Genomic DNA, 16584 nt, shown 5'->3' on the forward strand with positions numbered 1-16584 from the left:
TAAGACTGGGCGAAGCCAACCGGTTCCGCCACCTCGCTCACCGGCTTTTAGGCGTAAGCACTGAAGTCAGCCTCCATGCTAACTGGCGAGCCTGCGAAAGTCAGACTCGTTGTTATAAAGCGGCATATCGTAAGCAGTGTCTGAAATGAACATTCGGATCTGCTCAAGCGTCATGCCACAATGAAAACGGGTTACGCTCACATTGGCCCGGGGGAAGTCAGCACAAAATGCATTCAAAACATTCTCATGGACAATACCAATGTTGATTAACGCAGCTGGCCCGTTGTCACGGAAAGATACGACACGGAATCCCCCATACCAGCCTGACTGGGAGAAAAATGAAAATGCACTCGTTGCCAGACCATTAGACAGGTCATAGCGCAATTTCCCGCTCAGAGACTGGCTGTCTCTGCTGTACACGCGATTAATGAAAATGCCGGGACCAACTTCTACCGGCTGCTTGTTGCTTGCTAAACACGGAAAGCCCACCAGCGAAACCTCCCTTTCTCCTAACCAGTTTACCTGATACCCGGCAGTGAGAAAGTCAGTCAGTTCTACGCCAGAAAGAGCATTAATGGCCGCAATATCGGTATCCAAAATATTTACGTTTTTCATATTCATCTCATCTATATTCTAAAGTGCGTTTTTTGTCTATCAGCCCGAGGATTGAAAATTTGAATATTTAATGTGACAGAAAAATACCTGTCACCTTTTCAAAAACTGCCTGCAATTGAATATCGAGAGAGTCCATTTTAAAATCCACCAGCTCAGCTTTATTATCGCAAACCGAATAAAAATAGGAGTCAAATGCGTCTGTATCTTCATCTTTAAAAATACGGAAGGAATTAATTTTATTATGCCCTTCAAATTCGGCATGAATACCATAGCGAACCGAGCCGTCATCGAACTGAACAACCCGTCGTACAGAATTAATCCGGACGTACTGTTTTAAGGCCCTCGCGAAATCGGCATTTAACGCCAACGCTCGTAAGATTGAATCAGCGGTTTCATTCTGCTTTTTACGATCATATTCAAACATCCCACAGCCGGTGTTACGAAAGACCGGCTGAAGAGCATTAACCAGGTTGAAGGAATCCACGTTTCTGTCGTTTCTGTACATGAGATATCTCCTGCCCCTCCGCTATACGAAGGGGCTTGATAGGGTTACTGCCAGGCTGCGATCACTTCTTCGCACTGGAAATGAGATAAGCACTGCTGGAGTAAAAGGGCCAGCACCGCTGTGTTAGGGACGCGATTGTTACACCACGCGTTGAATAGCAGCTGCCATGGACCGGCATAATACCCGGCCAGTTTCTTTTTTTGTTTATCTGTGCAGCAGCTGGAAATGGCCTGCTGATAAAGGCTTTCATTCTCGGCACCAGAGCGTTGTTGCAGTGCCTGATAAATATAGGAGTAGACAGAATCGGAGCAATTAGATGCATAGGCCAGATTGGTTTTCATAATACCTCCTGTGTTTTTGGGTATTATATAAAACTCCGACCTACTGGCTAATAACCCACACTGTAATTTCTTTTAAAAACACAATAAATTTTCAAAATTGGACCAGTGTGGATTTAAGCGAGCAGTTTAAATCTTTATGAACTAGCTTTCAAAGAGGTTGGTTTTTCGGGAAGTTTTTTGCCAGACCAGCATGTTGGTTTTTTTTCTGTAGTGCAGATTAGCTGGTACCTGCCCCTTCTTACCTCTTTGAGCAATGACTGTTTGAAATATGGTAAGCCCAGTTCAAAAACCCAGTAACGACCGTCTGCAAAAACGACTGAATTTTCAACGCCATCCGAAGCCACCAAGGATGCATCATTAAGTAGACGTTCTTCATAATGAAATGGTAATGAAAATGTCAGATATAACGCACAAAGTACAAAGATTCCTGTGAGACTAACTGCCAGTGAACCACAATAACCAGAATAAACATTTAAATTTCTTTTGATAAATTTCTCATGCAAGATTACAAGCAGACAGAATACACAAGCTACCAGCCCAAATCCTACATGCAGATAAAACTGTCTTATTTCATCATTCCAGACGATGTTGTCCCATTTCGTGCTTAAGATTGAACCCAACAAGGAGATAATAAAAGCGGCAATTTGAGAACTGATAAAGTAGGAGAAAGCTGACTTTGAAGTTATTTTTTTCATAGAAACAGGAACCTCTTTACCTCGTTCCTGATCAGAGAAAAGACACAAAACGCACCATGCGCAAAAAACTGCAAGTCCAGATGCAATAATCTCGCGTAAAAACATATTAAACGTTTCCGATAATGAATAAGTAATTACCATATCCTCTCCGTAAGTCTACATATAATTCAGACGTGACAAATAATTAAAGGCATTGCTATTCTATCATTATGCATTGCGTTTAAAATCATTTCTAATTCAGCAGAGTAGCGATACAGGCATTTCGCTATCCTAAAATCTGGTAGCTTTCCATTTCCTTGCTGAGATAAATCAAAATAATTCTATTTATTGCCTATTCGGATGCTGCAAAACCTTATAAATCCGGATGTATATCACTTAACAGTGAACCATTCGGTGACTTGCTCTCCGTGAGGTCCACCGGGTTTATCCAGTAGGGAACATTCTGCTTTTACCGTTTACTGCATACGCGAGCAGGAATTCTGTTGCAGTTCTGCATTTGCCTGCTTTTCCAGTGCTGTCATAACCCGGCGGAGCATCGCCAGAGCCTGAACAGGCGAGCTCCCAAACTGCACTTTCACTTCATCCGTATCATGATCCTGAATCAGGTCGAGGATGTTCACTTCGATCCCTGCCCCGTTTTCATCTTTTGCCGTGCACTGAATACTTACCCGGGTCACCGAATCCGTCAGGACTGGCAGTGGGTTAGTCTTGTCTACGTTGATAAAAGCCTTCTTCATTGCCCTGTTTCCCCTTGTCCTGAAAAAGTTACCGACCCGTCCGGATGGAGGGGTCGGTCAGAAAATCATGCCTGTCCCTTATTCATCTTCTCAGCATGCTTACGCAGGTACTCTTTCAGGTCAGCATGAGCATTGATGATATCGTTCATTTCATCATTGGTCAGAACAAGCGTGTAAGTATCAGTGCTGACAGATTCACCTTCTTTAAGCTTGGCTTCTTCAGCAATACGTTCAAAAATCGGGATCGCGGTGTCGGCAATGACGGTCACGGTCTTTTTGTTCAGAACGCTGGACATGGATGGTGCTTTACCTGCCGGGTTCTGTTTAGGAGCGCTGTCCTTTGGAGCCGGAGCTGGTTCCTGTACCGGTGGCGTAACCAGCGTCTCTGTATTGCTTTCATCATTCAGTTGATCCGGTACCGGGGTGTTAACGGTAGCATTACCTGCCGGTTGCTCATCACCGGAGTTTTCCGGAGTCTGCGGATCTGCCATGCGCTCTTCTACCTTGGCAGCTTTGACGAATTTCAGCGTGTTTTTCGTCGCTTTACCATAGATGGAGATCGCCTTGTTGATGTTATCTACCGCATCCTCACCGCTGTACATATACTCGTCCAGCGCAACGTACATGCTCACCTGATCGCTCACAAGCATGGTCTGTAGTTCAGAAGGCAGGTCCAGTACGCGAACCATCTGGCGAAGATGCTGCTCTGATTTACCACGTTTTTTTGCCAGTTCCGCAAAGGTCTTAGGCTCTTCTTTATCTTCAACAAGACGCTTAATTGAAAGCGCTTCAGCTACGACAGACAGCGCCAGGTTGGAGTTGCCGGTCAGGGTGAAGAGTTCTGCTTTTGAAGCGCTACCGCGAAACTCTTCGCAGCGAATACGAGTAATGCGTTCACGCCCTTCTGCTTCCAGCTGGCGGTTTGCAATAGCGATGGAACGGATACGGCAAGCCCCCTGACGCAGTACAGGTACGCCATTAACCATCTGAACAACGATAGGCGTCACGCTGAACGGGTCTTCCATGTAGGCATCGGCCAGGCTGTTCAGGTGTTCCACAACGTGAGGCATTGAATAGTAGAGCTCGCCCATACCGGCCGTGCGGGTGTTAAAGCCTTCCTGCTCTACAACAACCGAAGGGTCAATGATAAGGCCGTTACCTTTACGGGCACCGTTACCAGTGCGTTCCAGGTAACCACGAAGGCTGATTTCGTTGCTGTTGTTTTTTACTTCAGTTTCGATTGCGGACATTTTTGTTCTCTCTTTTGGTTGGTTGTTTAACTGCGCTACAACACAACAATACCAGGTTCGACATTTTTTCTAATAGGTTGCACAGAAGAAAAAGTAACTTTTCTTAAAAAAAATTCCTGAGACAATACTACTCGATCCGTCCGTTTTAAATCTTCACAACAGTGGGCCGTTTTTACGTTTAAGCAAAATAGCTGGTTCAGAAGGTGAGTCGGAGAGAAAAGTTACTTTTCCGGTTGTCTGGGCCAGTGATGAGAGAGTGGCAGGACAGGAATGGCTAAACCGGTGCGGGTCTCTTGTAAGTCGCAGGGGATTGAGGAGATATAGAGGTAAACCGGTACGTTCAGTTTTTGGATTGAGCCGGGCTTTTGGCCCGGGCTTAAGGAAGCGGAAATTTGAACGAACTGGCAGGTAATGATTTATGCCGCCGACAGCTGGCCGTCAGTGCTTTGCTGTTCTGGTTTGACAGTTGGGGGATAACCGGCAGTTAGCCGCTGGCATTCCGCATCACAGAAAGCCCTGAGGTTGCTGAAGACGGACTCCATGAAATCAGCATGAGCATACGAGTCTACAGGACGTGTCTTGTTATCTTTCATCTTGTTCTCCTCAATCATTATTAAAACCAGCGGATTTAGTTCCTGGCGCTCCATCTGCTGACCGGCTTTCCCAGAGAGCAGCGATGTGTCGGGTTCTGTTTCTCATTTTATCGTTTTCATCGGGCCCATCCGGCCGTATAAGAGACCGATTTGGCATGTTTAAGAAACGTACTGGCGACATTAAAAGCTGAGGTTGGCTTTGGAATAAAAGGATACTTTTCCCGTTTGTCAGGTCTTTCGCTACCGCTGCACGATGATTCTGTCAGGCATTCTGCGCCCTCCTTGGCTGTACATCTTGAAACAAGCGGTGGGATGTTCCCTTCCCCCTGCTCACCGCAGAATAATTGGCAAGTCCCGACGGTCGTTCCGTACGAGCCGGGTCCAAATAATGAATAAATACAACGCCACTTCAATTGTATTGACAATAGAAGTTAGGAGGATCATAGTGTCATTCATGGTGCGGCTTTCGCACCACCGCCCCGGCGGTACCGGGCAGAACTGGAGTACCTCATGAAACTTTCCCGTCAGACGACTTCTGATACTTCTGTTGATGGCCGTTCACGCGCATATGCCTGGGGCCGTGTCCATTATTTCATTATCGAACATGCACCAATGGCTGAGCTGGTCGCTATTGACGAGCTGCTGGAAAAAGCTGGCTGGAGCAATGACGGCTGTCCGAACTATGAGAAAGATGACGAGTTTGGTAATGCTGGTTACAGCTGTGGTTACTGGATCGATATTGACAGCGTGGGAAGCTTCAAGGCTGACTACAAACGTCTTAAGGGTGAGATTAGTGCGCATATCGCCTCAAAGGCGGCAGAGGTGGAGATCCGCGTACTGGACTCGATGTCCGACAAAGAATGTAAAGATGTTGCCTCGGTGGCATGTACTGTTCGCCGTGACTTACGTACGCAGTCCGAATCGCTTCATTCACTGCGTACTATCGTAACGGTTGATCATTACAATCCCTATGTGATCACCAGCCGCCCGCTGAGCATTTCCGCCTGGACACTTATCCACGACTGTCTGAAAACCGGCACCATCAATGACGTCTGTTCACGGTTGAGTTCATTAATCCTGCACTCTGAAGCCGCGATTGCCCGTTGTAAGGGAAGCTCCGACTACTCTTCGGAACACGCTCAGCTATCGTTTTTTGCTGGTAACGACTATGTCACCAGACGCACCCTTGTTGATGCAGCTCACGAAGAGGCTCTGCGAATGAACCGCCGCTTTGATGAACGTATTGCAATGAACGCGGGTTCTGATGCCAGAAGGCTCCAGTGCGAATTCAACCTGAGCAACCATGTCGTACAGCGTCGGACCGTTGAATCTGCTCATATCCAGGCAATCAACGAAGACGTCACCCGTTCACAGGCGGAACCACGCTGCCCTGGAAAGCTTCTTCTGAAAATGACCAGTCATGAGGAAGTGCGGGACTCACTGAGCACCTGTTAGTCCAGCGACACCCCCTGCGGCTCTACTACCGGGCCGCAGTCTGCTCCGGCCAGATGGTGCCAGTGGCGTAATGAATTTGTTTAATAAGGCTGAGTATGATGAATAAAGAACAACTAATCGACAAACTGGAACGCGTGGTATGTGGTCAGTACTCCTACGAAATGCAGGAGCTTGCGTATTCGGCCCTCTGCTGCATTAAAGGCACCCCGGACGACTGCGCTAAGTTCCCTGTTACGCGTCCGCTGCCTGACACCTTAGTGGACGTATGGGACGAGATCGGGCAATACCTTGGCACAGGCAAAGCCATTGAAACTCGCAGTTGCGGCGTTTCGCTTCTGCTTCATGGACACTGCTACGATTCAAATCATGTGCTGTACTGGCGCAATGCTGGCGCACTTCCAGCAGCTTGCGATACGCCACTGGCTGGTGGGTCTCGCAAACTGTTCACCTGCTCAGCCTGTGGAGTGGACGGTCTGGATGAACCACCTGAAACCAGTTGCCACTGCTGCACAGAGGGGGCCCACTGGATTGAGAGCAGGCTCTTCACCTCCGGGCAGGCAGACCCTGAAGAATTTAGACCCGTGGCGGTCGTGAAAGAGTGTGCAGGCTCAACGCCGGATGATCGGCTCATCTGGAGCGTGATTGAACAGCTCAACGGCGAACTGGCGGAAGGCGATAAACTATTTAAGCGACGCTGACAGATCACGTCAGCATTTATATCAGACGAACTCCAGAATAATTTAAAGCAACCATGAACATGAAAAAGCCCAAAGCTGCATTACAGAATGCCATGAAAGAAGATGTGCCAGCTGTGACACAGATTCAGATGCGATCTACGGTTTCCAGAAAGGTTCGCTATGTAAAACAGGCAAATCGAGAGGGTCTGAAATTATCTGAGTGGATGTCGCGGCATCTCGACGCTGTCTGTGATACCGCAGATGAGATTCATAAAGGCAAACGCTCAACTCCGGTTGCGCCTGGGAAGATTCCCCCTGAGGTATACCAGGTGATATACGATCAGTGCGGCGGGTTCGTGGAGTGTGATGCTAATGCCCAGGTAATCTGGGAAGCCTGCCGTGATGCCATTCTTAACGGAGACAAAGGGTAAACGGCAGGTATCGCCTGTCATTTTTACCCTTGTGAGGAAAATCCTGATGAACCATGAGAGCCGAACTGTATACCTGAACACGGCCATTGAGGCCCTGTTGAAAGCTGAGGCGGCTCTGAACGAGCTGGCATTAGCCTATGTACTCAAACCAGGTGAAAAGGCAAGCGCATGCCATCCCCGAACCGGTACGCTTTCCACAGCTTCCCAGGTAAGAAAACTTCGCCGTGTTCTAGAAAAAAACAAGTTATGACGGCCCTTATACGCTGGCATAATGTACCGTGCTTCGCTCATCCCAGCAGTATGGGTTTTAAACTCTTCCATTTTTAAGAGTACGGGAAGAGCCTTATTATTGTCGCATACCCTACGGATGCATTGCAGTTCAAACCGCTGTTCGGTGCAATTATTGCTGTATCCGGCGGATTTGAAAATGACAGAAATAGTGATGTAAAGCTCCGCCATTAAAGAAATGCCCCGTAGTTTGGCGAATCAACTTTCTGAATTATCTCGATGAACACCATTTAAGGAAATCGAATGTGTGATTTTTGCAGGGCTGACGAAAATTACTTTCATATGGCAGAATGCGTGTATGACCAACTGGTTAAAGAGTATCCCGTAATGTGGCTGCGGGATTCAACCCGGATCGGGGCCTGCTACCTCTGTCGAGAACTGCTGTCGCCGGAGGGGATGGTCCTGGCGATGCAGAGCGCTTTCCCTGCGAAGGGATGGCGGCTGCGTATTTGGTACAATGAAACCATTGACGAAGAGATAGAACCGCAGCGTGGAGACTGTATTGAGCTGTCCTCCAGGGCGGACGCTCTGCTGTCCTTCATGTCGTTCCAGGAAAAGGTTTAGCGCTGCGGCCCCCCTCACAAAAAGGCGCTTTCCGCGACAAATCTGGTACGACCGGACAACGTTGAGTCAATTCTTGCTTCCCCGCAGAAGAATCCCTATGAAGTAAAGTAGAGGTAGGCATTACGCCCACCAGCAAACCTGATAACTGTTCTTTGCGTAACATCCTCAAACTTCTGGTGCCTTCGTAGACTGCGATGCGAATGCCCATGAGCTGAATTCACCGTATCATTTGACCGGATGCAGCGAGAACAGAAATGACAATGTTTGAACGATTTGCCAGACGGCCATAAAACTCTACTGGGTACAGAATAAGGACTGACCGCAATGGCTACGTTCTATGAGCTACCGACCAGTGAGAAGTCCATTGTTTCCGGTACGTGCCCGGACGAGCACCGGTGAAATTTTTCCCGACTGGATTACGCTAAGGCTTTTGAACGGTTTGCGTGAAGTGGGACTCTTTGGGTCTGGTTCTTGATTTATACAAAAGGCTATATGCCACAAGACGGGAGGAAAAAAGGGTTTCCCCGACTGGAGAAACCCTTTCAAAAGGTGCCGATGGCATACTAATCCACACCCCGAAAAGAGGGGGTTGCCCCCCTCTTTGTCAGCTACTTACCGGATTCGTAGGCCAGGATAGCAGATACCTCCCTTGTTCCGTCTTTCATCCGCAACTCGCAAAGCGAGTTTCGTGTGAGCCAGGTGAATATCAACAGCGTTAAACAAACTATTAATATGCACAAAACAATGGGTTGGTTCGGCATTTTCATGGCCTTCTTCTCCTGTCAACGCAAAGCAGAAGTGTCACCATCGGTGCGAAACAGAGATGTCATGCTTTGGTTCAGAGAATGCGTTTGACCGCCTCGCTATATACTTCCGAGCGTTCTCTTTTCCCAACAGAAATCACGAAAACGACAACTTTCTCGTCTATAACCTGGTATACAAGGCGATAGCCTGAAGACCGGAGCTTAATCTTGTAACAATCAGGCATACCACGGAGCTTGTTTGCTTCAATCCGGGGTGACTCAAGTACTTCAACCAGCTTCTTTTTCAACTGTTCACGTACCGTCGAGCCCAGCTTTCGCCATTCCTTTAGTGCCCGCTCGTCAAAATCCAGAAAATACGCCATCAGAGTTCATCCAGCGTCACACGTACTGGCTTAGGATTACGAAGTCGTTCTTTCACTATCTCCACAAGTTCAGCATCTTCATCACTCAGGAGTGTCTGTTTGAACGGCAAGCGTTCATTGTCAGCGATATACTCGAGCATGAGACGAAGCGCTTCAGAAGGAGTTACGCCCATTTTTTCAAGCGCGGCGTAAGAACGCGCTTTAAGTTCATCGTCAATACGTAGGTTAATGCTACCCATGTCTTACACCCCTTGTAATTACAAATGTCATTACAAGTATCGCACTACAACATGCTTAGGGCAAGTCACGAAGTAAGTCAGAAAGTAGTCGTAAGAACGGTGATCACTGTCCGCTTTGTGCCAGAAGCGGACTTTTTAAAAATATTGCGTGCCCAACAATTGGGCGCAGGTCACATCAAGTACCCTCAGAATTATAGAGAATACCTGAAATTTTTGTAGAGCGAGGTTTGTTACCCTGCCCGACCAGCGACATGTGGTTAGTTTAGTGATCAGAAATGTCGAGCGTTTGGTCGTTCATTGACGCGGGATCTTCCAACGGTTCCACATGAGTGGTGATATGGATAAAAGGCAGTGCGGTGCGGATATCATTCTCTATACGCTCGGCCCAGTCGTGCCCATATTGAACAGTCCATCGCCCAGGAACTAGGATGTGCATTGTCATAAACGCCCGCCCGCCAGCCTGGCGTGTACGTAGTGCATGGAAATCAAGCCCCTGTTCACGATATCCTGCCAGCAGTGACTCGATTTTTTTGAGTTCTTCCGTGGGTAGCGATACGTCCATCAGACCTGCAGCTGAACGACTCATAAGCTGATAACCAGTCCAAACGATGTTGGCTGCGACCAGCAATGCAACGATCGGATCGACCCAAAACCAGCCGGTCAGATAAACCAGTCCGACACCAAAAATGACACCGACCGACGTCCAGACATCGGTCAGCAGGTGATGAGCATCTGCCTCAAGAGTGATAGAGTTGTGCTGCCTGCCAGCCCTTAACAAAATGCGAGCCGTCACAAAATTAAGGATTGATGCGACTGTTGAAACCAGTAATCCGAGACCAATCTCCTCAAGCGGCTGTGGAGTTAACATCCGCTCAACTGCGGTATAGGCGATACTGGCTGCCGCCAATAGGATCAGAAATCCTTCGAAAGCACTCGAGAAATATTCGGCTTTGCCGTGCCCATATGCATGGTTCTCATCGGCCGGAAGCGCAGCCAAGGTCAGCATCCAGAGCGCCATTAGGGCTCCTGCGAGGTTAACTACGGATTCGATGGCATCAGATAGCAGACCGACCGAACCGGTCATTTTCCACGCCACACCTTTGAGTCCGATAGTGGCAATAGCCGTGGCAATGGAAAGCCAAGCGTAGTGCGTCAGCGGACGAGGTAACCCTTTTGTTTTAGTCATTATTAACTTCCTAAAATAGGACGACTAACTCACATTTCTATCCATGATAGATAATTAAACAATCATTTCGCCATGAATATTTTTTCGTTTTTATTAAATTTAATTAAAAAGTCTCTGCAAGTGCTGTTTCATCTTCTAGTAAACTAAATTTTATTTTTAGGGTTTTCTTCAACTTGAAGTAATATTATCTCACAACAGATTAGTCACTTAGGTTAACTGAGCGGCTTTTATATTTTTCAATTAAAATATGCAAAACTCCCATTGCACCATGTGCATAAAAATAGACCTCAATGAAAGTAGTAAAGAACTTATGCCAGTGGATTACTGTTTCAGCCAGATTTGACTGCATGGTATTCAACAAGAACCATAGGCCACCTGAAAGTGCTACAATTAGCAATGCTAGAACTCCAAATCCTTGGATTGTACTGGCAATACCTCCCGAATGTGCATCGGGCAGTCGGAAACTAGTCAACGTTTTTATATCTTGCTTAATACCACTAAAGTCAAGCCCTACCCATGAAAAATAATAAGTAAAACCTCTTTGAGTAAGCATCCAACTTAACATAATAAAACCACAAATAATCAGTCCTAACCCTGAAATAATGTGCATCCAGGTTATAACTCCTTCAAGACTATGTTCACCAATTGCTTCGGTCTCTGTCAGATTAGAGTTAATAATTTGTGATAATATTAGAAATGCCACAATGATGTGAAGAATACGAAAAAAAGGAGCGTAATCATGGGGTAATAGATTCCAGAGTCGCAATTTCATTAATGAGTCCTTAGTAAATTTATCGATGATCTTAATCATACAAAAGAATTATTAGGATAACCTTAATTCTTAAAATTGCAGCAGGCATTAGTTCACCTCTGATATGGCCACTTGCGAAATGGGAATGGTAACTGTTATTACTATGTGTTTACTTGCTGTTCTTGTTACGCAGCCCCTTAAACACATTACTTTCAAATATGATTTCCTGCTGGGTTTAAATATGTGTCTTTCTATAGTGCGGCAACCTATTTTTACACCAACTCATGAATTAAATAAGAATCATAAATTAAATGAGAGGTTTAATTCTCTTGCTTAACGCGATGATATTAAATGGAAATTTTAATTTTTGTAATTTATTAAACAGTTAGAATGAGACATGGTAAATACGATCTTCCTTTAGATAATTCTGATAGCACTTTTTCTACTGGGCAGTCTGCAATGTCCGCTTCACGCCCTGAGACATTCGACAAGCTTTTTATGGCTTCAGTAAGGGCGAGTGTCTCGCTTCGAGAGCCAGCAAATATTTCGCTTCGTCATAACAGGTTCTGGCCTTCCAGCAGCGGTAAATGATCCTTATCCATTTGAACGCCAGTGCCCGGATCGCAGACTGATGAGATTTGCCCTTTTCTCTAAGGCCCTGATAATACAGTTTGGCCCAGTATGATGAATTAACCGTCTTGGCAGCCCATTCAACAAAGGTCTGCCTGACGAACTTGGCACATTGCCATCGCCAGTGAACCCATGATTTTTGGCCGCTTCGTTCGGTCACCGGTGCTATACCTGCGTAGTTTTGAATTTCTTCAGCGCTGTTAAACCGGTCACGATTATCATCAAGTGCAGCAAGCATCCGTGGGCCCATGCACGGTCCCATGCCCGGAAGTGATTTGAACAGCCCCGCATCTGGCAATGTGTCAAACAGCGTTTCGATTCGTTCGTCATAGGTTTTGATGATTTCACTCACGACTTTAATTTGTGTCGCCAGTGCTGCTGCCATCAAAGCATTAGCCTCTATAACACTCGGGTCTGTAGTCAATGGGATCGCATTATCAATACTCGCAACACGTTGCTCGGTAAGGGCCATAGCGCGACCACCTTTGGCATTCAGAAAGTTGCGGATCGTGTCGCGTCTGGCTCGTTTCAGTTGTTGCAGACTGGGCCACCGGATAATCAGCTCACACAACAGTAAGCTACCCCGATGTGAGAACCACTCCAGTGGCTGAGGATAATACTGTTTAAGCGTGTTGATTATCCGGTTCACAAAGCGTCGTTTATCTTCAACCAACTGACGACGTTGCTCAACCAGTTGCTGAAGTAAGCGAATATCCGCATTGTCGGGTTCAATAGCTTTTATCTTCTGGGGGTAACGCAGCATTAACTCTAATGCCAGCTCGGCATCCTGCGGATCATCTTTAGCGCCGCTGGGCGAGAAGGCTTGCCGATAACGAGCCAGGGACAATGCGTGGACGGGGAAAACGGTGATAAAGGGGTATTTTTGAAGAGCATATACCACGGGGCCCTTCTTCAGTTCGAGAGCTATTGCGATTCTACCTTTTACTTTCTGGTGTAACTCAGTAAGCCAGGCATCAAGCGCTTCTGCTGTATGTTCAATCACATCGAATACGCGTTCACCGTTTTTAAACTGAACACAGACATCGTGTTTTTTATCAGCCCAGTCCAGACCAACGTGCGCAGCAAATTGATTAGTCACAGTCATCACCAACTCCTTTTTATCGGGGATTGGTATGCATTCCACGCTCTTCGAAAGAAATATAGCCAGCAGTTTATCTGCATGCCCTGAGTATTCGTTAGCGAACGTGGAGCACCTACTGGCTCGAAAGAAAAGCGGCGATCATCACATGATTCTCGCTCAATATTCGTAACCAGTAAGCGCATACCCTGAATCACTTCAAAGTGTAATTCTCAGGGTACGAATGACTATATCTCGCTCTTAGCGGACATTAGCATAGGCTATTTACCATAACGCCGCATTACGCGTACCGCTCAGACGGCCTGAGCGCGTTTCTGACGTGTCCCCGTTAAAAACAGTAACAAACCACCCGAAAATGCACGCCAGAAACGCTACGTAAGAATCTATCCTATGACTGGATATGCACTCAACTGAATAACGCCTGGTTTCAGTCCATTTTATCGGGATCAGCCTTCTTTCTGGGTAATTTAGGGGGCTTCACTTGCTGATTACTTTGCGTGCGGCGCGTGAGCCAAGGATGGTCAGCTTTAGGTTTTACGTAGAATTTTGAGCGTAAATCAAAACGGGCATTATCCACACGTTCATGGACACTTTTTTCATCATCCAGTGGTATAGGCTCCGGGCCATCAACATATTTTTCCCATCCCAACGCTTTCCCATCATACAGAACCTTAATTTCACCGTTAAAGCTTTCGCATACCGTGACAACCGAATGCCGAAGTCGATATCCCCGGCCTTCACTGCGAATCTGAAACGCACTGCTTTTGTACTGGAAAGTGAGATTTTTGGAGAGAACGCGCTTCGCCTGGAGGCTGAAGATATAACCCAGTTCCTCTTCAGAATGGTGTACATCAAGATGGGCGTTATCAGCAATACGAGGCGGCGTAGCAAACCGGTTGTTATAGGCTTCAATAAAGGTCGGCAACCATGCGTTTGCTGTTTCAATATCACTGATACCCTGAAGCCGCATTTCTTTGACCAGCCTGTCCTGCAGTGTCTGATTGGCACGCTCTACCCGCCCTTTTGCCTGCGGGCTGTTGGCATGGATTGGCTCGATGCCCAGTGTCTTTATCGCACGTGTGAACTGAGTCAACTCTCCTTCCCGCTCCGGGTTATTTACTCTGAATATACTGTGTCTGTCAGAATAGAGAGCCAGTGGTACGCCATGATCATTAAGGTAACCCCGGAGGGTTTCCATGTAAGCCCGGGTTGTTTCTGCAGGAGCGAATCGTAGCGCCATCAGAGCGCTGGTAGCATCATCGATAAAGACTATCAGTGTGCATTTGGGGCCCCGACCTTCAAACCAGTCATGAGGCGAGCCATCAATCTGGATGAGTTCACCGTAGGATGGGCGCCGCATCCGGCGCTGATAAATTCGGGCAAACTTACGACGACGTTCGCGCCATATGCCCTCCTCTACCATCCACTTCCTGAGAGTTTCAATGGATAAACACAAGCCGTGTATCTCGCGCAATTTTTCGCACGCAAGCGTAGGTCCAAAATCAGCGTAGCGGCCTTTGAGGAGTGAAATTACTGTTGCTCTGAATTCGGTAGAAAAGGAATTATTGGGACGCTTTCCACGTCGGCGGGAAACTAGACCAGAAGGCCCTTCATTTCTATACCGTTGCACCAGACGTTTAACCTGCCGAATAGAAATGCCAATGCGTGCCGCAGCTTGTTCCTGAGTAATATGGCGATTAAGTGACTCCTGAATAATGTGAAGTCGGTCGAGTTCCTTATGACTCATCGTAACAGTCTCTTTGATCATGAAAAATCCCCCAGAGAATTGTCTGGGGACATTTTAGAATGGTTCAAAGGGGACATTACAGCTTGGTGTTAACAATGGCCTTCTTCTCCTTGCATTTAAGCAGGCAAGAGGCTACTCTGAATGTGACTAGCATACAGGGGCCTCGGGTTGTACTGACCCCAAAAAGTTGGACAGTTAAACACGAGGCACATAGGTCTGGGTTCGATATTCAATTGGACTCAGACCTTTTAATTTCAGGCTAATTCTTCTGCTGTTGTAGTAGTCAATATATTCCGTAACAGCATCCTTCAGTTCGCTTATATTACTGAACTCGTCAAGATAAAAACACTCCGACTTTAAGGTTCCAAAGAAACATTCCACGACTGCATTATCCAGACAATTGCCTTTTCTGGACATGCTCTGTGTAATGCCTTGTTCTTTAAGGATGTTTTGATACCTTCTCATACGATACTGCCATCCCTGGTCAGAGTGCAGAATAGGATGCTCGTGAGGCTTAAGCTTTTTGAATGCCTGATCGAGCATATTCTCGACCATGTTCATCACAGGTCTTTCCGACAGGCTGTAAGAAATAACTTCGTTGTTGAAGAGATCTATTACTGGAGACAAATACAGCTTTCGCCCATTGACTGCAAATTCAGTAACGTCGGTAACCCACTTCTCGTTTGGCCGTGTAGCCTTGAAATCCCTTTGGAGAACATTGGGGGCGGTTTGCCCTACCTCTCCTCTGTAGGAGCTGTATCGTTTGACCTTAATCGCTGCCTTAAGCGAGAGGGTTCCCATCAGGCGCTGAACGGCTTTATGGTTAATCCGTTCCCCGTCTCGATGGAGAGACAACGTTACCCTACGGTATCCGTAACGACCTTTATTCTCGTGATAAATCTCACCAATACGCTTTTTAACATCCGCATACTTATCAGGCTTGCTGAGAGCCTTTAGATGGTAATAAAACGTACTGCGCGGTATCTCCGCTGCCTTGAGAAGCTCATCAAGAGGGTAAAACTGCCTTAGCTCGTTGAGTACTTTCACTTTTTCGCGGGATGAGCTAAGGCTTTCAGCTTTTTTAGATACGTAAGCCGCATTTCAAGGAATCGAACTTGTCTTTCAAGATCCTCAATACGTCGGTCTTTCGACAGCTCCAATGCTAACGCCGCTTTTTCTGGATCAACTGACATTGTAATGTTTCTTTTGGTGCCGATCTTGAGTGCGCGTAAACCAGCTTCTCCGTGCTCCTCATAGACTTTCAGCCACTTGGCTACAGAACCACTACCAGCAAGCATAAAGTGAGCAGCAGCCTGATTGAGGGACATCTGCTGCTCGGTCACGGCTTTCACGACCTTAATGCGCAACTCTGGATCAGCACTAACGCCTTTAGGTTTGGGAATTAAACCTTTTTCTCCATGTTTTTCATAGAGGGCAACCCACGTCCTGACCTGGGTTCGAGGCACACCAAAACGTGCAGAGATGATCCTGTAACCATCATCAGTTGTGAAGTAGTGATTCACGACTTCAAGGCGCTTTTCGAAGGGGTATTTTGGCTTTGACATATCAGGGACTATTCCATTTCATCGTCCAACAAAATGGGTGCAGTACAGGTTAATTGAAAAATTACTCGGGGCTTTCTGCTTTTACCACAG

20 protein-coding genes and 1 pseudogene are annotated in these 16584 nt (G+C 46.8%); 6 read left to right on the forward strand and 15 right to left on the reverse strand.

Going from position 1 to position 16584, the window contains the following annotated elements; translation table 11 throughout:
- Positions 1 to 78 precede the first annotated feature (78 nt).
- The 7 genes from L2Y28_RS23665 to L2Y28_RS23695 all read right to left on the reverse strand — a co-directional run bounded on the left by L2Y28_RS23665 (position 79) and on the right by L2Y28_RS23695 (position 4736).
- On the reverse strand, positions 79 to 615 hold the full coding sequence (locus tag L2Y28_RS23665) for a hypothetical protein (protein ID WP_000800251.1): 537 nt from the start codon (positions 613 to 615) through the stop codon (positions 79 to 81).
- Positions 616 to 682: 67 nt separating this feature from the next.
- Positions 683 to 1120, reverse strand: a complete 438-nt coding sequence (locus L2Y28_RS23670; protein WP_000286108.1) for a hypothetical protein — start codon at positions 1118 to 1120, stop codon at positions 683 to 685.
- 44 nt (positions 1121 to 1164) lie between these two features.
- Complete coding sequence (locus L2Y28_RS23675; RefSeq protein WP_000856246.1) at positions 1165 to 1461, reverse strand: hypothetical protein; 297 nt, start codon at positions 1459 to 1461, stop codon at positions 1165 to 1167.
- 134 nt (positions 1462 to 1595) lie between these two features.
- A complete protein-coding gene (locus tag L2Y28_RS23680) occupies positions 1596 to 2297 on the reverse strand; it encodes a hypothetical protein (RefSeq protein WP_000237191.1) in 702 nt (233 codons plus the stop codon).
- 314 nt (positions 2298 to 2611) lie between these two features.
- Positions 2612 to 2893, reverse strand: a complete 282-nt coding sequence (locus tag L2Y28_RS23685) for a hypothetical protein (protein WP_000708863.1) — start codon at positions 2891 to 2893, stop codon at positions 2612 to 2614.
- Positions 2894 to 2958: 65 nt separating this feature from the next.
- The gene (locus tag L2Y28_RS23690; protein ID WP_001272971.1) at positions 2959 to 4143 is read right to left on the reverse strand and encodes a hypothetical protein; all 1185 of its coding nucleotides are present in this window, start codon (positions 4141 to 4143) and stop codon (positions 2959 to 2961) included.
- Between the two features lie 416 nt (positions 4144 to 4559).
- On the reverse strand, positions 4560 to 4736 hold the full coding sequence (locus L2Y28_RS23695) for a hypothetical protein (RefSeq protein WP_001371930.1): 177 nt from the start codon (positions 4734 to 4736) through the stop codon (positions 4560 to 4562).
- Positions 4737 to 5246: 510 nt separating this feature from the next.
- Between L2Y28_RS23695 and L2Y28_RS23700 the strand changes: the two genes are divergently transcribed.
- The 5 genes from L2Y28_RS23700 (at position 5247) to L2Y28_RS23720 (ending at position 8151) form a co-directional block, all read left to right on the forward strand.
- Positions 5247 to 6191, forward strand: coding sequence for a DUF5417 domain-containing protein (locus L2Y28_RS23700; protein ID WP_236919602.1), 945 nt, complete (start codon positions 5247 to 5249; stop codon positions 6189 to 6191).
- A gap of 95 nt (positions 6192 to 6286) precedes the next feature.
- Positions 6287 to 6889: a hypothetical protein gene (locus L2Y28_RS23705; protein ID WP_001371889.1), complete on the forward strand. Its 603-nt coding sequence runs from the start codon at positions 6287 to 6289 to the stop codon at positions 6887 to 6889.
- A 59-nt stretch (positions 6890 to 6948) separates the two neighbouring features.
- On the forward strand, positions 6949 to 7299 hold the full coding sequence (locus L2Y28_RS23710) for a hypothetical protein (protein WP_000743059.1): 351 nt from the start codon (positions 6949 to 6951) through the stop codon (positions 7297 to 7299).
- A gap of 46 nt (positions 7300 to 7345) precedes the next feature.
- On the forward strand, positions 7346 to 7549 hold the full coding sequence (locus L2Y28_RS23715; RefSeq protein WP_001015183.1) for a hypothetical protein: 204 nt from the start codon (positions 7346 to 7348) through the stop codon (positions 7547 to 7549).
- A 281-nt stretch (positions 7550 to 7830) separates the two neighbouring features.
- A complete protein-coding gene (locus L2Y28_RS23720; RefSeq protein WP_000332796.1) occupies positions 7831 to 8151 on the forward strand; it encodes a hypothetical protein in 321 nt (106 codons plus the stop codon).
- A 608-nt stretch (positions 8152 to 8759) separates the two neighbouring features.
- On the opposite strand, the gene L2Y28_RS23725 is transcribed toward L2Y28_RS23720, so the two are convergent.
- The 3 genes from L2Y28_RS23725 to relB all read right to left on the reverse strand — a co-directional run bounded on the left by L2Y28_RS23725 (position 8760) and on the right by relB (position 9516).
- Positions 8760 to 8918: a type I toxin-antitoxin system Hok family toxin gene (locus L2Y28_RS23725; RefSeq protein WP_001447866.1), complete on the reverse strand. Its 159-nt coding sequence runs from the start codon at positions 8916 to 8918 to the stop codon at positions 8760 to 8762.
- Between the two features lie 71 nt (positions 8919 to 8989).
- Positions 8990 to 9277: a type II toxin-antitoxin system mRNA interferase RelE gene (gene relE, locus L2Y28_RS23730; protein WP_000323025.1), complete on the reverse strand. Its 288-nt coding sequence runs from the start codon at positions 9275 to 9277 to the stop codon at positions 8990 to 8992.
- On the reverse strand, positions 9277 to 9516 hold the full coding sequence (relB, locus tag L2Y28_RS23735) for a type II toxin-antitoxin system antitoxin RelB (protein WP_000534858.1): 240 nt from the start codon (positions 9514 to 9516) through the stop codon (positions 9277 to 9279). The genes relE and relB overlap by 1 nt, the downstream gene beginning before the upstream one ends.
- Positions 9517 to 9540: 24 nt before the next feature.
- Between relB and L2Y28_RS23740 the strand changes: the two are divergent.
- Positions 9541 to 9657 (forward strand): annotated as a pseudogene (locus tag L2Y28_RS23740) (hypothetical protein); the annotation flags it as partial.
- Positions 9658 to 9778: 121 nt separating this feature from the next.
- Here L2Y28_RS23740 and L2Y28_RS23745 read toward each other — a convergent pair.
- The 5 genes from L2Y28_RS23745 to L2Y28_RS23765 form a co-directional block, all read right to left on the reverse strand.
- Complete coding sequence (locus L2Y28_RS23745) at positions 9779 to 10702, reverse strand: cation diffusion facilitator family transporter (protein ID WP_000167917.1); 924 nt, start codon at positions 10700 to 10702, stop codon at positions 9779 to 9781.
- Positions 10703 to 10901: 199 nt separating this feature from the next.
- Positions 10902 to 11474 (reverse strand): cytochrome b/b6 domain-containing protein, encoded by a 573-nt coding sequence (locus tag L2Y28_RS23750; protein WP_001515348.1) that lies wholly within the window; start codon positions 11472 to 11474, stop codon positions 10902 to 10904.
- Between the two features lie 475 nt (positions 11475 to 11949).
- Positions 11950 to 13188, reverse strand: a complete 1239-nt coding sequence (locus tag L2Y28_RS23755; protein WP_236919603.1) for an IS110-like element ISEsa2 family transposase — start codon at positions 13186 to 13188, stop codon at positions 11950 to 11952.
- 421 nt (positions 13189 to 13609) lie between these two features.
- Entirely contained in the window at positions 13610 to 14950 is a 1341-nt protein-coding gene (locus tag L2Y28_RS23760; protein WP_000589001.1) for an ISNCY family transposase, read from the reverse strand.
- A 174-nt stretch (positions 14951 to 15124) separates the two neighbouring features.
- Positions 15125 to 16494 (reverse strand): IS3-like element ISKpn8 family transposase gene (locus L2Y28_RS23765; protein ID WP_085949440.1). Its coding sequence is split into 2 segments (ribosomal slippage): positions 15125 to 16014 and positions 16014 to 16494, totalling 1371 coding nucleotides; the frame shifts between segments, so codons are not numbered across the junction.
- Positions 16495 to 16584: the final 90 nt, after the last annotated feature.

Source organism: Enterobacter sp. JH25 (genome assembly GCF_021725435.1).
Lineage (GTDB): Bacteria > Pseudomonadota > Gammaproteobacteria > Enterobacterales > Enterobacteriaceae > Enterobacter > Enterobacter intestinihominis.

Bases quoted from the DNA above. Each gene is read 5' to 3' on its own strand.
- L2Y28_RS23665 (WP_000800251.1), bottom strand. From the start codon at position 615: ATGAAAAACGTAAATATTTTGGATACCGATATTGCGGCCATTAATGCT.
- L2Y28_RS23670 (WP_000286108.1), bottom strand. From the start codon at position 1,120: ATGTACAGAAACGACAGAAACGTGGATTCCTTCAACCTGGTTAATGCT.
- L2Y28_RS23675 (WP_000856246.1), bottom strand. From the start codon at position 1,461: ATGAAAACCAATCTGGCCTATGCATCTAATTGCTCCGATTCTGTCTAC.
- L2Y28_RS23680 (WP_000237191.1), bottom strand. From the start codon at position 2,297: ATGGTAATTACTTATTCATTATCGGAAACGTTTAATATGTTTTTACGC.
- L2Y28_RS23685 (WP_000708863.1), bottom strand. From the start codon at position 2,893: ATGAAGAAGGCTTTTATCAACGTAGACAAGACTAACCCACTGCCAGTC.
- L2Y28_RS23690 (WP_001272971.1), bottom strand. From the start codon at position 4,143: ATGTCCGCAATCGAAACTGAAGTAAAAAACAACAGCAACGAAATCAGC.
- L2Y28_RS23695 (WP_001371930.1), bottom strand. From the start codon at position 4,736: ATGAAAGATAACAAGACACGTCCTGTAGACTCGTATGCTCATGCTGAT.
- L2Y28_RS23700 (WP_236919602.1), top strand. From the start codon at position 5,247: ATGAAACTTTCCCGTCAGACGACTTCTGATACTTCTGTTGATGGCCGT.
- L2Y28_RS23705 (WP_001371889.1), top strand. From the start codon at position 6,287: ATGATGAATAAAGAACAACTAATCGACAAACTGGAACGCGTGGTATGT.
- L2Y28_RS23710 (WP_000743059.1), top strand. From the start codon at position 6,949: ATGAAAAAGCCCAAAGCTGCATTACAGAATGCCATGAAAGAAGATGTG.
- L2Y28_RS23715 (WP_001015183.1), top strand. From the start codon at position 7,346: ATGAACCATGAGAGCCGAACTGTATACCTGAACACGGCCATTGAGGCC.
- L2Y28_RS23720 (WP_000332796.1), top strand. From the start codon at position 7,831: ATGTGTGATTTTTGCAGGGCTGACGAAAATTACTTTCATATGGCAGAA.
- L2Y28_RS23725 (WP_001447866.1), bottom strand. From the start codon at position 8,918: ATGAAAATGCCGAACCAACCCATTGTTTTGTGCATATTAATAGTTTGT.
- relE (WP_000323025.1), bottom strand. From the start codon at position 9,277: ATGGCGTATTTTCTGGATTTTGACGAGCGGGCACTAAAGGAATGGCGA.
- relB (WP_000534858.1), bottom strand. From the start codon at position 9,516: ATGGGTAGCATTAACCTACGTATTGACGATGAACTTAAAGCGCGTTCT.
- L2Y28_RS23745 (WP_000167917.1), bottom strand. From the start codon at position 10,702: ATGACTAAAACAAAAGGGTTACCTCGTCCGCTGACGCACTACGCTTGG.
- L2Y28_RS23750 (WP_001515348.1), bottom strand. From the start codon at position 11,474: ATGAAATTGCGACTCTGGAATCTATTACCCCATGATTACGCTCCTTTT.
- L2Y28_RS23755 (WP_236919603.1), bottom strand. From the start codon at position 13,188: ATGACTGTGACTAATCAATTTGCTGCGCACGTTGGTCTGGACTGGGCT.
- L2Y28_RS23760 (WP_000589001.1), bottom strand. From the start codon at position 14,950: ATGATCAAAGAGACTGTTACGATGAGTCATAAGGAACTCGACCGACTT.